Source organism: Thioalkalivibrio sp. ALE19 (assembly GCF_000428605.1).
Classification (GTDB): domain Bacteria; phylum Pseudomonadota; class Gammaproteobacteria; order Ectothiorhodospirales; family Ectothiorhodospiraceae; genus Thioalkalivibrio.
In genome coordinates this window covers 1-13,957 of sequence record NZ_AUAG01000026.1, presented here as the reverse complement: position 1 = coordinate 13,957, position 13,957 = coordinate 1, and the positions used below count along the sequence as shown (strand labels likewise).

At 69.5% G+C, this 13,957-nt stretch carries 11 protein-coding genes; 7 read left to right on the top strand and 4 right to left on the bottom strand.

Annotated features, from left to right (window positions below; all coding sequences use genetic code 11):
* Positions 1-77 precede the first annotated feature (77 nt).
* Both F787_RS0110890 and F787_RS0110885 read left to right on the top strand, forming a co-directional pair.
* Entirely contained in the window at positions 78-2,033 is a 1,956-nt protein-coding gene (locus tag F787_RS0110890; RefSeq protein ID WP_028492183.1) for an ABC-F family ATP-binding cassette domain-containing protein, read from the top strand.
* Positions 2,034-2,107: 74 nt separating this feature from the next.
* On the top strand, positions 2,108-2,404 hold the full coding sequence (locus F787_RS0110885; RefSeq protein ID WP_018869131.1) for a hypothetical protein: 297 nt from the start codon (positions 2,108-2,110) through the stop codon (positions 2,402-2,404).
* Between the two features lie 318 nt (positions 2,405-2,722).
* On the opposite strand, the gene fliL is transcribed toward F787_RS0110885, so the two are convergent.
* From fliL to gshA, 4 genes are all read right to left on the bottom strand, one after another.
* Positions 2,723-3,145, bottom strand: a complete 423-nt coding sequence (gene fliL, locus F787_RS0110880) for a flagellar basal body-associated protein FliL (protein WP_042805898.1) — start codon at positions 3,143-3,145, stop codon at positions 2,723-2,725.
* Positions 3,142-3,972 carry a zinc-dependent peptidase gene (locus tag F787_RS0110875; RefSeq protein ID WP_019570179.1) on the bottom strand — a complete coding sequence of 277 codons (831 nt, stop codon included), beginning with the start codon at positions 3,970-3,972 and terminating at the stop codon, positions 3,142-3,144. The genes fliL and F787_RS0110875 overlap by 4 nt, the downstream gene beginning before the upstream one ends.
* 106 nt (positions 3,973-4,078) lie before the next feature.
* Entirely contained in the window at positions 4,079-5,251 is a 1,173-nt protein-coding gene (locus F787_RS0110870; RefSeq protein WP_028492181.1) for a PLP-dependent aspartate aminotransferase family protein, read from the bottom strand.
* A gap of 75 nt (positions 5,252-5,326) precedes the next feature.
* Positions 5,327-6,913: a glutamate--cysteine ligase gene (gene gshA, locus F787_RS0110865; protein WP_028492180.1), complete on the bottom strand. Its 1,587-nt coding sequence runs from the start codon at positions 6,911-6,913 to the stop codon at positions 5,327-5,329.
* Between the two features lie 153 nt (positions 6,914-7,066).
* Here gshA and F787_RS0110860 point away from each other — a divergent pair, with 153 nt between their 5' ends.
* From F787_RS0110860 to F787_RS0110840, 5 genes are all read left to right on the top strand, one after another.
* Positions 7,067-7,474 (top strand): hypothetical protein, encoded by a 408-nt coding sequence (locus tag F787_RS0110860; RefSeq protein ID WP_019021630.1) that lies wholly within the window; start codon positions 7,067-7,069, stop codon positions 7,472-7,474.
* A 267-nt stretch (positions 7,475-7,741) separates the two neighbouring features.
* Complete coding sequence (locus tag F787_RS0110855) at positions 7,742-8,377, top strand: TMEM165/GDT1 family protein (RefSeq protein WP_018869137.1); 636 nt, start codon at positions 7,742-7,744, stop codon at positions 8,375-8,377.
* A 120-nt stretch (positions 8,378-8,497) separates the two neighbouring features.
* Entirely contained in the window at positions 8,498-9,511 is a 1,014-nt protein-coding gene (locus F787_RS0110850) for a glutathione S-transferase family protein (protein WP_028492179.1), read from the top strand.
* A gap of 81 nt (positions 9,512-9,592) precedes the next feature.
* Positions 9,593-10,666 carry an efflux RND transporter periplasmic adaptor subunit gene (locus tag F787_RS0110845; RefSeq protein WP_028492178.1) on the top strand — a complete coding sequence of 358 codons (1,074 nt, stop codon included), beginning with the start codon at positions 9,593-9,595 and terminating at the stop codon, positions 10,664-10,666.
* Positions 10,663-13,794, top strand: a complete 3,132-nt coding sequence (locus F787_RS0110840) for an efflux RND transporter permease subunit (protein ID WP_028492177.1) — start codon at positions 10,663-10,665, stop codon at positions 13,792-13,794. Before F787_RS0110845 ends, F787_RS0110840 begins: the two co-directional genes overlap by 4 nt.
* The last annotated feature ends 163 nt before the right edge of the window (positions 13,795-13,957 follow it).

The window sequence follows — 13,957 nt, the reverse complement described above, 5'->3', positions numbered from 1 at the left end:
CGGCACGCCACGTGCACATCGATCGGCGTTTCCCTATGCTGCCGCACCGTACAGGCCACCGTGGGAGAAGCGCCGCCATGATCCGCATGCACAACGTCGAACTGCGACGCGGACGCCAGATCCTGCTGCAGGGGGCGGAACTCACCGTGCACCCCGGCTGGCGGGTCGGCCTGACCGGCGCGAACGGTTCCGGCAAGTCCAGTCTGCTGGCCGCGCTGCAGGGAGAACTGTCACTGGATGCCGGGTCCATCGAGCAGCCGGACGACTGGGTGGTCGCGCATCTGCCGCAGGAGGTCCCGGGCAGCGCGCGCCCGGCGGTGGAGTACGTGCTGGACGGTGACGCCGAACTGCGCGAGTTGCAGCGGCGCCTCGAGGAAGAACACGACGGGGCGGAACAGGCGCGGCTGTACGCGCGCCTGGATGCGATCGACGGCTGGACCGCCGAGGCCCGCGCCCGGCGCCTGCTGGCCGGGCTCGGGTTTTCCGACGCGGACGGCGACCGGCCGATGTCGGATTTCTCCGGCGGCTGGCGCATGCGCCTGGGGCTGGCACGGACCCTGATGACTCGCTCCGACCTGCTGCTGCTGGACGAACCCACCAACCACCTGGACGTGGAGACCATCGTCTGGCTGGAAGGCTGGCTGGCACGTTACCCCGGCACCGTGATCGTGATCGCCCACGACCGGCGTTTCCTCGACGCCGTGGTCACGCATATCGCCCATATCGAACGCGGCGCCCTGACCCTGTACAGCGGCGGTTACACCCAGGCCGAGGCCCGGCGCGCCGAGGCCATGGCGCAGAGCGAGGCGGCCGCGGCGAAGGTGGCCGCGGAACGCGCCCATCTGGAGCAGTTTGTGCGGCGTTTCCGTGCCAAGGCCAGCAAGGCGCGTCAGGCCCAGAGCCGGCTCAAGCGGCTGGAGGCGCTGGAGGACGTCGCGGTGATCCGGGCGGCGCGCCCGGTGCACCTGCATATCCCGTCGCCGCAGCGGCTGCCCGACCCCCTGCTGGCCCTGGACCACGCGACCGTGGGCCATGGCGAGTCGCGGCGTCTGCATCCGGCCAGCCTGCGGTTGCGCCCGGAGGACCGGGTCGGGATCCTCGGTCCCAACGGTGCCGGAAAATCGACGCTGCTGGCCCTGCTGGCCGGCGAGCTGGAGCCGGATACCGGCGAACGGCAGCCGGCACCGGACCTGCGCATCGGCTATTTCGCCCAGCATCAGCGCGAGCAGCTGGACCTGGCGGCCTCGCCGCTGGCGCATCTGCAGCGGCAGGATCCGCGCGCTGCGGAACAGGACCTGCGCAATTTCCTCGGTGGGCTGGGGTTCGCCGGCGAGCGGGCCGACCGTCCGGTGGGCGAGTGCTCCGGGGGCGAGCGCGTACGCCTGGTGCTGGCACAGCTGATGTGGCAGGCGCCATCGCTGCTGCTGCTCGACGAACCCACCAACCACCTGGACCTGGACATGCGCGAGGCGCTGGGCGAGGCGCTGGAGGCCTACGCCGGGGGACTGGTGGTGGTGGCGCATGACCGCGAGCTCCTGGCCCGGGTCTGCGACCGCTTCTGGCGGGTGGAGGACGGTCATCTGAGCGAATTCGACGGCGATCTCGACGACTATGCGCGTGAACTCCAGGAGCGTCGGAGCGGGGACGAACCGGGACCGGAACCGGCCGGGCCGGGGGGTGCGGCGGCGGCTTCCGGAGAGGATGCCGGGGCCGGCCCGGTGGTGTCGCAGAAGGATCGCCGGCGCGAGGCGGCGCGGGCCCGCGAGGCCCTCAAGCCCCTGCAGCAGCGGGCCGACCGCGCCGAGGCGGAGTGCGCGCGCCTGCAGGAGCGGCTGGACGCGATCGAGGCCGAACTGGCTGACGGCGAGCTGTACACCGGTGATGCCGAGGCCGCGGACCGCCTGGCGGCGCTGACGCGCGAGCAGGGCGAGCTGCGTCGCCGGCTGGAGGACCACGAAGGGGAATGGATGGAGGCCATGGAGGCCCTGGAAGCGGCACGCCCCGATGCCGGAGGCTCCCCGGCGGAGAAGTAAAAGGCCGACCCTTGAACTCGGAAATTTTCGGGTCTATATAAACGGGTGAGTGCAACGAAACGAGGAGTCATGCGATGAACGCACAGGAACTGAATCGTCGTTGTGTCGAACTCTTCCATCACCCGGACGCGCAGAACCACATGTGGCATCCGCGGATGTTCTGGGAGACGAATCAGGTCGAGAACCCGAAGCCCGAGGACCTGCAGCGGCCGAAGGTGGATCTGCGCGAACTCGAGGTCCTGCTGTCCGAGGTCACGCACCAGCCCTCGGAATGCGCGGACGAGCTGGAAAAGGAAGAGCCGGGTCGCGTGTCGCTGATCCGGCACATGACCGACCGCGGCGACATGCCGTTTCTGCATCGCCCGCATTGAACGAGGCCGGGGTTGTCCGGCGCCGGATCGGCCAGGGGGCTGGCCTCCTACATGGCGGGGTGGGACATGGCCGCAGGAGGCCGGCCCTCCGGCCGATGGGGTCTGGCGTCGGATCGGCCAGGGGGCTGGCCTCCTGCGCGGTGGGCCGGATCATGGCCGTAGGAGGCCGGCCCTCCGGCCGATGGGGTCTTGGGGGCTGGTGCCGGATCGGCCAGGGGGCTGGCCTCCTACGGGGGTGTGGATGGGTGCCCGTTCGGTAGGAGGCCGGCCCTCCGGCCGATGAGGTCCGGCGCCGAAATCGGCCAGGGGGCTGGCCTCCTACTGGATGATGAAGTTGGAGAAGTACAGGGCGTCGATCAGCGGGGCGCCGGCAAGCTCTTCCATGAGCTCGCGCAGCTCCTCCACCGCTTCGTCGCGCAGCGCCTCGCGGCCGTCACTGCGGCGTACCTCAGCAGGGCCGCGTCCGCCCATGACGTGGATCAGCCGGTCGCGGACCGCGGGCATGTGGTCGCGCACCCGGTCCGCGTCTTCCTGTGAGGCGGTCTCCAGCTGGATGTTCGTCTGCAGGTAACGGGCCGCGCCGGGGTCCTCGAGGTTGACCACCAGGCTGTCCAGGGTTACGTAGCGCGAATCGCCGTCTTCCGCGGTGGCCGGGCCGGTCGCGAGCGCCAGCAATACGAGCAGCATCAGGGCCGGGAGTCCGGTGCGGGGGACGGGGTGTTTCATGGATCGGGGCATCATGTCGGTCTCGGTTCGGGGATGGATGTCGCGACCGCCGCCGCGCGGCGATGGGGCTGCTGGCGGAAGTAACCCGCCATTTCCTCGTAGACCGCGGGCAGATCCCGCCGCAGGCGGTCAGGCTCGAAGAAGAAGGCCTCGGCGGCCACCGCGAGGAATTCCTCGGGCGCGGTGGCGGCATAGGGATCCAGCGGCAGGTCGTCCTCGGACACGCCCGGGGCGTCGACCCGGGCGTTGAACCATTCCCAGGCCTCGCTGAAGGCGGCGGTCCAGGCGGCCGGGTCGCGGTCGCGCGGCAGCGGCGGGAAGCCGTTCACGTCGCCGTTGCCGCCGTCCAGGATATGTGTCACCTCGTGCACCACCACCGCGCCGTGCTCGAGGACGTCATTCCACGACAGGATCACCGGTCCCCGCTCCCAGGCCTCGCCGGCCTGGGGCATTGCCCCTCGGTGCACGATGCCGTCCTCGTCCACCCATTCGTGATCGGGCACGAAGGTGTCGGGGTAGATCAGCACGGTATGCCAGTCGCGGTAGGGTTCGAGCCCCAGTTCCAGCACCGGCAGGGCGGCGTAGGCGGCGATCACGTGGCATTGCCAGGGTTCCGGTTCGTGGTCGATCCCGACGAACTCCTTGCTGCCCAGCAGGCCCTCGATGCGTTCACGCAGGCGTTCGGCCTCCGCCGAGTTCAGGGTGCGGATAAACGGGACCCGTCGGCGCAGGTCGGTCCATTCGGTGTCCGCCAGGGTCACGCGCCGCCCGTCGCCCGCCCGGGGCGGGCGGCCCAGGCTGCGCAGCCAGTCTCCCAGGCGTCGGGGCAGGGGCAGGTTCACGATGGATGCGGATCCGAAGGGATGAATGACCAAACTGCCAGAACCCGCGCGCGCTGCAAAGCGCCCCCCGGGAAGTGCACGGGAAAGCGCGGGGTTCGGCCTGCGGTTACCCCAGGGCCTGGCAGAGGTCGTCGATCAGGTCCTGCGGGTCTTCCAGGCCGACCGACAGGCGCACCATCGAACCGGTGATCCCGCGGCGTTCGCGTTCCTCCGGTGACACGCCGTGATGGGTGGTGGTGACCGGCTGGGTCACCAAGCTTTCGGTGCCGCCCAGACTGGGGGCGATGGCGAACAGGCGCAGGCGGTCGACCACCGCGCTGGTGCCCTCGGTGTCGGCGTCCAGTTCGAGGGTGAGCATGCCGCCGAAGCCGTACATCTGTTCGCGCGCGAGCGCATGCCCGGGATCCTCCGGCAGGCCGGGGTAGCGCACGCGGGTGACCCGTGGGTGGCTCTGCATTGCCTCGGCGATGGCCCGGGCCGCGGCGTTCTGATGGCGGACCCGTACCACCAGCGTGTGCAGGCTGCGGGCCAGCTGCGCGCAGGTCTCCGGGGCGGGTGTGGAACCCAGGTTCTTGCGCCACCCGGCCACGGTCGCGATGTGCTCCGCCGAGCCCATCAGGGCCCCGGCGGTCAGGTCGGAATGCCCGCCAAGGTACTTGGTGGCGCTGTGGCTGACCAGGTCCGCCCCCAGTGCCAGCGGGTTCTGGTTCACCGGTGAGGCAAAGGTGTTGTCGACCGCGAGCAGCGCGCCATGGGCGTGCGCCCGCTCGGCGATCTTGCCGATCGGAAACACCTCCAGCGCCGGATTGGTCGGGGTCTCCAGGAACACCAGTCCGGCACCCTGTTCCAGGCAGGCGTCCAGACGGTCGAGCTCGTCGCCCAGCAGGAACTGCGTGCGGATGCCGAGTTGCGGCAGCTGCTCCGAGAGCAGTTCCATGGTCCCGCCGTAGGCATCGCCGATGCAGACGACCCCCTCGCGGCCCAGGGCCAGGAACAGCGCGGTCTCCGCCGCCATGCCCGAACTGAATACCAGCGCGGCCTCGGCTCCTTCGAGGCTGGCGAGCTTGGATTCCACGCTGCGGATGGTCGGATTCATGCCGTAGCGGGTGTACAGGCTCCCGCTGGTGCGGCCCTCCACCACGTCCAGAATGGCCGCGGTGGAGCGGTACTTGAAGGTGGTCGTCGGGTAGATCGGCGTCAGTGCGCTGCCATGGGCATCGCCGATCTCGCCGGCGTGGACGCAGCGGGTGGACAGGCGGCGGTCGTCGGATTCGGCCATCGACAGGCTCCCGGTCGCGAGGGGTGTGGTTCGGCTCAGGCACGCCTGGCCGCGCCGGGGCATTCTAACCGCCGGTCAGGCGTGGCGCAGGGTGCCGTCGAAATAGCGCTGCAGGAAGGTATCGAAGTCCAGGGTGTCGGCGGCCTCGATCTCGGCCTGTTCGGCCAGGCTCTGGCGCGCGAGGGCCTCCAGCATGTCGGCGCGCGGCAGCGGCCCGTTGGAGCGGAACGCCTCGCGGTGCTGGGCCGACAGGCGCCGGGCGTGCACGTGGAACCCCTCCTCGCGCGCCATCATGTCCTCCAGCATGCGCGCCGACGGGGTCAGGTCGGCCTGCTCGACCTTGCCCCACTGCTCGCTGAGGGCGCGGCGATAGGGGTCGCCCGGACGGTCCTGGTCGAGCACGGCGGCCACCGGGCGCATCAGCGCCAGGAGTTCGCGCGCCCAGTCTGTCAGCGCGGTATCGCCCTGCGGACGCTGGAGTTCCAGTCCGGGGCGCCGGCCATAGTGCGCGACCTGCAGCAGATTGCTGTCGATCGCGTCCAGCTCGCCCGGGCCGAACGCGGGGCTGGGCTGCAGCAGGCAGGCGAGGGCGAAGGTCTCGAGAAAGCGCAGCTGGGTCTCGTCCACGCCGAGCGGGTGCTGGGCGTTGATGTCCACTGAACGCAGTTCCACGTACTCGATCCCGCGGGCCTCCAGCGCGTCGGTGGGCTTTTCGAAGCGCTCCAGCGGCTGCTTCGGGCGTACGGTGGAGTAGTACTCGTTCTCGATCTGCAGGATGTTGGCGTTCAGCTGGCGGTATTCGCCGTCGACCTTGACCCCCAGCGCCTCCCATTCCGGGCTGGGGGTGTTGATCGCGCAGCGCAGCGAATCGACGTACCCGGCCAGCGAGTTGTAGTCCGCCTTGATGCCGGTATCCGCCTCCTTGCGGTTGGTGTAGCCGATGTCGCCCATGCGCAGGCTGGTGGCATGCGGCAGGTAGCTGGTGTCGTCGTCGAAGTCCTCCAGCGTGGTGCCGTGTCCCTCGAGAAACGAGTTGCAGACCGCCGGCGAGGCGCCGAACAGATACGGTACCATCCAGCCAAAGCGCAGCAGGTTGCGGATCATCCCCATCATGCGCGCGTCGCGGAACTCGCGGGTGTCGGTCTCGCCCAGCACCTCGGCCAGCGCCGGCCAGAACTCCTCGCGCGGGGAGTAGTTGAAATGCACCCCGGCGATCACCTGCATCTTGCGCCCGTAACGATGACCCAGCCCCAGGCGATAGACGGTCTTCATGCGCCCGGCATTGGAGGGTCCGTAGTCGGCCACGGGGATCGCCGAGTCGTCGGCGGTTACGCAGGGCATGGAGGTGGACCACAGGATCTCGTCGCCCACGCTGGCCGCGGCGAACGCCTGCAGGTCGTGGAGGAAGCCGAGGGTCTCGCGCACGTCGTCGAACGGCGGGGTCACGAACTCCAGCAGGGCCTCGGAGTAGTCGGTGGTGATGTACGGATGGGTCAGGGCCGAACCCAGTGCCGGAGGATGCGGCGTGCGCGCCGGCGCGCCGTCCGCGCCGACACGCAGGGTTTCCTTCTCCAGGCCGATGCGGCCATGCAGGCTGCCGGCGGGGAGCCGTTCCGCCAGTCGCACCACCAGAGCCTGCAGATTGCGTTCGTCGCTTCCCACGTGCGGACCGCCTTGCTGGATCGAACTTGCTGGATGAAGGGGCGAAAAATACCGGAATGTGCCGCTCCGGTCACCGGGCCGGGGGGTGCCGGTTCTCTTCTTTCGCCTCCGCCGGTATATTAGAGGTGGCTGATATTAGAGAGGGAGGCCGGCATGAGCAAGAACCCGGAGGAGGAGGATCCGCGCGAGCTGAGTGACCGCGTGATCGATTTCCTGCGCGCCCCGGCCACCCTGCTGTTCCTGGTCGGTCTGGTCGTCGGGGGGCTGGCGATGCACCTGTTCACCGAGCCGGAGGTCCCGGAGGGCATGCTGCTGGTCACGGTCCACAACGACACTGACGAGATGATCGAGGCGATCCATTTCAGTTTCAGCCACGGTCAGAGCCTGACGGAGATGCGCGAAGGTCGTATCCGGCCGGGCGAGCGCCGCGACGTGGCGCTCAATCACCCCCCGGCGGCCGGCTTCAACATGGAGGTGCGCTACGCTGACGGCGAGGAGCAGGCGTTCTGCGCCAACCGTGGCGTGGAAGGCCGGCGTCAGGAGGTCCGCCTCTACCGTTGAACCGGGCAGCGCGGTTTCTGGACAGGGCGCGAGGCCGTGAATAGACTCTGCACCTGCTCAGGGGAGTAGTCACCCCGTCCTCGCGTGACGGGGGCCTGCGTCAACATCATTGGCCCGCACGGGCCGTGGCGCAGTCAGCCGCATCCCGGCCCGACGAGACCTGTGGCATGGATCTCCGGCCCGCCGTAACGGCGGCGGGCGTGCTCGTGGCCGGGCGGCGGGGGTCGATGCCACCGGTCATCGCCCGCCCGGCCCGGATCGCCCGTCATGGAACTCTTTCTCCTTTCCGTCTTCGCCGTGGCCGTGGCCGAGATCGGCGACCGGTCGATGTTCCTCGCCGCGCTGTTCGGCCTGCGCTGCAACCGCCTGTGGCCGGTGTTCTGGGGCATGGCTGCCGGGCTGTTCGCCAATCAGCTGGTGTCGGCCGTGGCCGGGGTGTGGCTGTTCTCGGTGATCGACGCCGACTGGCACCTGTGGCTGGTCGCGATCGCGTTCCTGGCCATGGCGGTCTGGGTGCTGATCCCGGAGGACGACGAGGACGGGGTGCCGGAGAACCCCTGCGCCCGCAGTCTGTTCTTCACCGCTGCGACCACCTTCTTCCTGTTCGAGATGGCGGACAAGACCCAGCTGGCCGTGGTCGCCCTGGCCGGGGCCTCCGGCAGCCTGGTGCCGGTGGTGCTGGGTGCGACCCTGGGGATCCTGCTGATCACCGTGCCCGGGCTGCTGCTGGGGCGGCGCTTTGCCGAGCGCATGCCGGTGCGCACGCTGCGCTGGTTCGCCGCGGCGCTGTTCCTGCTGATCGGCCTGTGGACCCTGCTGGAGGCGCTGGGATGGATGCCCGATCTCGGCATGCCGGACTTCTCCGGCGCCCTGCTGGAGGCCGCCGGCCGGAGTGGCGAGTGATTCCGGCGAGGAGGGTCGATACCGTTCGTTTTTGTCGTCGGATTTTCGCGAAAATCCGCGATTTTCATTCGATTGCATCGATGGGATCATCATCCGGACGAATCATCCGGAGGAATGGCCATGAGTCTGCTGATCAACGGCGAGCTGCGCGAAGGCTGGCTGGAGGAGGAATCCGACGAGAACGGCGAGTTCGTGCGCCAGGATCAGCAGTACCGCAACTACGTGACCGCCGACGGCAGCCCCGGCCCGCTGGGCGAGGGCGGCTACCCGGCCGAATCCGGGCGCTATCACCTGTACGTGTCGTATGCCTGCCCGTGGGCCCATCGCGCGCTGATCCTGCGCCGGCTCAAGGGGCTGGAGCCGCATATCGGGCTGTCGGTGGTGCACCACTACATGGGCGATGCCGGCTGGTCGTTCGATGACTGCGACGGCTGCACCGGGGACCGGGTGCACGGCTCTCGTTACATGCACGAGCTCTACACCCGCACCGATCCGCACTACACCGGCATCGTGACCGTGCCGGTGCTGTTCGACACCGAGCGCGACCGCATCGCGAACAACGAGTCGCTGGATCTGGTGCGCATGTTCAACAGTGCCTTCGATCACATCACCGGCAACACCCTGGATTTCTATCCGGAAGACCTGCGCGAGGAGATCCACACGGTCAACGACCGGGTGTACGAGAACGTGAACAACGGGGTCTATCGCTGCGGCTTCGCGACCACCCAGCAGGCCTATGATGCCGCCTTCGACCGCCTGTTCGAGACCCTCGACTGGCTGGAGGAACGCCTCGCGCGTGAACCCTTCCTGGTCGGTGACCGTCTCACCGAGGCCGACTGGCGACTGTTCACCACGCTGGTGCGTTTCGATCCGGTGTACTACAGCCACTTCAAGTGCAACCGCCAGCGTCTGAGCGACTTCCCGGCGCTGTCGGCCTATCTGCGCATGCTCTACCAGCGCCCGGGCGTGGCCGATACCGTGCGCATGGACCACATCAAGGCGCACTATTACGGTTCGCATCCGATGCTGAACCCGTCGGGGATCGTGCCGAAGGGGCCGGTCATCGATCTCGACGCCGCGCACGGGCGGCCGCTGGGCGCACTTCCCGGGGACCTGCGGAACCCGGGCGAATGAACCGGGTCGGTTGGTCATGTACAGGCACCTGCCTGCCGGGCGGCCCTGCCCCGCGGGTGGCGTGATGAAAGGAGTCCATTGGTGAAGGCAAGCGGGATCATCGGCGGCATCCTGGTCCTCGCCCTGGCGGCGGGCGGGGCGTGGTGGCTGCAGCAGCAGGACGATGCCGGGGCCGCGCGCGCGACCCTGCCGGCCTCCGGCGAGCGTGACGAGCGCACGCCCGTGCGCATCAGCGAAGTGGCGCCGCGCGAGTTCGAAACCGTGATCGAGGCGCTGGGTACGGTCGCCGCGCGCGAGTCGGTCACGGTGCGTGCGCCGGTGACCGCACGGGTGGAATCACTGGAGTTCGAGGACGGTGATCGCGTCGAGGCGGGCGATGTTCTGGTGGAGCTGCGCGCGGAGGAGGAGCGCGCGCGCCGCGACGAGGCTCGCGTGAGGGTCGAGGAGGCCAGCCGCGAGCTGGCGCGGGTGCGCGACCGGGTGGAGGACGGCATCGTGACCCGCCAGGAGGTCGACCAGCAGGCCTCGCGGCTGGCCGAGGCCCGGGCCGCGCTGGCCGCGGCCACGGCGCAGGTCGAGGACCGCACCATCCGCGCGCCCTTCACCGGCACCCTGGGCCTGCGCGAGGTGAGCCCCGGGGCCATGGTCACGCCGGACACCGCGCTGGTGGAACTGGATGACATCCGCACGGTGCGCCTGGACTTCCCGGTGCCGGAGCGCTTTGCCGGGGCCATCGAACTGGGCATGCCGGTCACCGGGCACAGCGCGGTCGGCGATTTCGCGGCCGACGTGACCGCACTGAGCAACCGTATCGACGCGGCCACGCGCACCCTGAACGTGCGCGCGGTGGCCGACAACCCGGAACAACGCCTGCGCCCGGGCATGTTGGCCACGGTGCGCCTGGCGCTGGACCCGCAGCAGGCGCCGGCGGTGCCCGAGGGCGCGGTGGTGCAGACCGCCGACCAGCACTTCGTCTTCCGCCTGCAGGAGGATGATACGGTCAGTCGCGACCGGATCCGCATCGGTCGCCGCGCGCCCGGATGGGTGGAGGTGCTGGACGGCGTCGAACCCGGCGACACGGTGGTTTCCGAGGGCGTTTCGCGGGTGCGTGACGGCATGACCGTGCGCGTGCTGGACTCCGGAGACGACGGATGATCATCTCCGATGTCGCCAATCGCCGGCCGGTCCTGGCGATCGTCTTCAACCTGCTGCTGGTGACCTTCGGTCTGATTGCCTGGGATCAGCTGCCGCTGCGCGAATACCCCGACGTCGACCCGCCGGTGGTCACGGTGGACACCAACTATCCCGGCGGCAGCGCGGAGATCATCGAGCGCGAGGTGACCCAGCGCCTGGAGGACCGCATCGCCGGCGTGGAGGGTATCCGCTACATGGAGTCCTCCAGCGACGACGGGCGCTCGCGCATCACCATCGAATTCGGTCTGGACCGCGACATCGACGCCGCCGCCAACGACGTGCGCGAGGCGGTCAGCCGGGCGCAGCGCAACCTGCCCGACGAGGTCGAACCGCCGCGCATCACCAAGGCGGATTCGGATTCCTCCCCCATACTCTGGCTCAACCTCTCCAGCGATCGCATGAACGCGCTGGAGCTGGCGGACTATGCCGAGCGCAATCTGGTCGACCGCCTGTCGGTGGTGGACGGCGTGGCACTGGTGCGTCTGGGCGGTGCACGCAGCTACGCCATGCGCGTGTGGATCGACCGCGAGGCGCTGGCGGCGCGCGACCTGACCGTGCTCGAGATCCAGGACGCGCTGGAGCGCGAGAACGTGGAACTGCCGGCCGGGCGGCTGGATTCCGACGAGCGCGAATTCCGCATACGCGTGGAACGCAGCTATCGCACGCCGGAAGACTTCGAGAACCTGGTCCTGCGCCGCGGCGCGGACGGTCAGCTGGTACGCCTGGGCGACGTGGCGGCGGTGAACATCGGCGCCGACACCGAGCGCACCGAGTTCCGCGGCAACGGCGAGGACATGATCGGGCTGGGGATTATCCGCCAGTCCAACGCCAACGTGCTGGAGGTCGCCAGTGCGGTGAAGGCACTGGCTGCCGACCTGGAAGGCAGCCTGCCGGAGGGGACCTCGCTGGTCCCCACCTACGACGAATCGGTGTTCATCGAGGGGGCGTTGCAGGAGGTCTACGTGACCCTGGGCGTCGCGACCCTGGCGGTGGTCGCGGTGATCTACCTGTTCCTCGGCAGCTGGCGCGCCACGCTGATCCCGGCGGTGACCGTGCCGGTGGCCCTGACCGCGGCCTTCATCGGCATCAACCTGTTCGGCTTCTCGGTAAACCTGCTGACCCTGCTCGCGCTGGTGCTGGCGGTGGGCCTGGTGGTGGACGATGCCATCGTCATGCTGGAGAACATCCATCGGCGCATCGAGCGCGGCGAGCCCGGGCTGCTGGCCGCCTGGCGCGGCGCACGTCAGGTCGGTTTCGCGATCGTCGCCACCACCTCGGTGCTGGTGGCGGTGTTCGTGCCGCTGGCCTTCCTCGACGGCATGGTCGGGCGGCTGTTCGCCGAGTTCGCGATCGCGATGGCGATCGCCGTGGTGTTCTCCAGCATCGTGGCGCTGACCCTGGCGCCGGTGCTCTCCGGGCGCCTGATGCACAAGGGCGACGACGAGACCGGCGCGGCGCGCATGGTGGGCCGGGTATTTGGCGCTATCGAGGCCGGCTACGGGAAGCTGCTCTCCGGCGGGCTGCGCGTGTCCTGGCTGGTGGTCCCGCTGCTGGGCGGGGTGCTGGCCGGGGCCTGGTACCTGTTCGACAGCCTCCCCGAAGAATTCGCGCCGGAGGAAGATCGCGGCGCGTTCTTCGTGATGGTGGACGGCCCCGAGGGCGCCAGCTTCGACTACATGAGCCGGCAGATGGCCGAGGTGGAAGAGCGTCTGCAGCCGCTGATGAGCGAGGAAGGCGGGCCGATCCGGCGCGCGCTGGTGCGTACCCCGCGCGGGTTCGGCGGGGTGGAGACGGTCAACGACGGCTTCGTCATCGCGATCCTCGAGCACTGGGAGGACCGCGAACCTTCCGGGCGCGAGGTGATGAACTGGATCGAGGACAGCATCGGCGAGATGCCGGGCGTGCAGGCGCGCGCGGTGATGCGCCAGGGACTCAGCACCGGTGCGCCCGGGCCACCCGTACAGTTCGTGATCTCCGGGCCCGACTTCGAGACCCTGGAAGAATGGGGCAACGCGGTGCTGGACGAGGTGCGTGACGTGGACGGCCTGCGCAACCTGCGTCTGGACTACGAGCCGACCCAGCCGCAGCTGAGCGTGTCGGTGGACCGCGACCGCGCCGGGGACCTGGGCATCTCCATGCGCGACATCGGCCGCACGCTGGACATCCTGCTGGGTGGCCGGGCGGTGACCCGCTGGCAGGACCGCGGTGAGGAATACGACGTGATTCTGGAGGGGCTGACCGATCAGCGGCGCACCACCGAGGCCATCGACAACATCCATCTGCGTGCCGAGTCCGGCGAGCTGGTGCCGCTGTCCAGCGTGGTGCGCTACGAGGAGCGTGCCGGGCCGGCGTCGCTGTCGCGCTACAACCGCGGCCGGGCAGTGACCCTGCAGGGCGGCGTGGGCGGCGAGCTGACGCTGGGCGAGGCGCTGGACATCCTCGACGCGGCGGCGGAACGGGTGCTGCCGGACGAGGCCCGCATCGACTACAAGGGCGAGTCGCTGGACCTGCGCGAGGGCTCGGAGGCGATCCTGTTCGTGTTCGCGCTGGCGCTGCTGGTGGTGTTCCTGGTGCTGGCGGCCCAGTTCGAGAGCTTCGTGCACCCGTTCGTGATCATGCTCACGGTGCCCCTGGCGGTGGTGGGCGCCTTGCTGGGGCTCAGCCTGACCGGGCAGACGCTGAACATCTACAGCCAGATCGGGATCGTGATGCTGATCGGGCTGGCGGCGAAGAACGGCATCCTGATCGTGGAGTTCGCCAACCAGCTGCGCGATCGCGGGCGTGAGTTCCGCGATGCCGTGATCGAGGCCGGACGCCTGCGCTTGCGCCCGGTGCTGATGACCGCACTGACCACCGTGGCCGGTTCCATCCCGCTGATCCTGGCCTCCGGCCCGGGCGAGGAGACCCGTTTCGTGATCGGGGTCGCGGTGTTCTCCGGCGTGCTGTTCGCCACCGTGTTCACCCTGTTCGTCATTCCGGCCACCTACTACCTGATCGCCCGCGGCACGACCTCCCCGCTGGCCACCACGCGGCGGCTGCAGTCCCTGGATGAGGAGGTCCGGGACGTCGACGGCGAAACCCGCCCGTAGGAGGCCAGCCCCCTGGCCGATGTCGGCGGTAGGCCGGCCCCGGCCGTCGGGGCACCGGTTGGGCCTGGTCGGCGAGGGGGCTCGCCTCCTACAAGGGGGGTGTCGATGGGTGCCCGTTCGGTAGGAGGCCGGCCCTCCGGCCGATGTCGGCGGTGGGTCGGCC

Bases quoted from the DNA above. Each gene is read 5' to 3' on its own strand.
- F787_RS0110890 (WP_028492183.1), top strand. From the start codon at position 78: ATGATCCGCATGCACAACGTCGAACTGCGACGCGGACGCCAGATCCTG.
- F787_RS0110885 (WP_018869131.1), top strand. From the start codon at position 2,108: ATGAACGCACAGGAACTGAATCGTCGTTGTGTCGAACTCTTCCATCAC.
- fliL (WP_042805898.1), bottom strand. From the start codon at position 3,145: ATGATGCCCCGATCCATGAAACACCCCGTCCCCCGCACCGGACTCCCG.
- F787_RS0110870 (WP_028492181.1), bottom strand. From the start codon at position 5,251: ATGGCCGAATCCGACGACCGCCGCCTGTCCACCCGCTGCGTCCACGCC.
- F787_RS0110860 (WP_019021630.1), top strand. From the start codon at position 7,067: ATGAGCAAGAACCCGGAGGAGGAGGATCCGCGCGAGCTGAGTGACCGC.
- F787_RS0110855 (WP_018869137.1), top strand. From the start codon at position 7,742: ATGGAACTCTTTCTCCTTTCCGTCTTCGCCGTGGCCGTGGCCGAGATC.
- F787_RS0110850 (WP_028492179.1), top strand. From the start codon at position 8,498: ATGAGTCTGCTGATCAACGGCGAGCTGCGCGAAGGCTGGCTGGAGGAG.
- F787_RS0110840 (WP_028492177.1), top strand. From the start codon at position 10,663: ATGATCATCTCCGATGTCGCCAATCGCCGGCCGGTCCTGGCGATCGTC.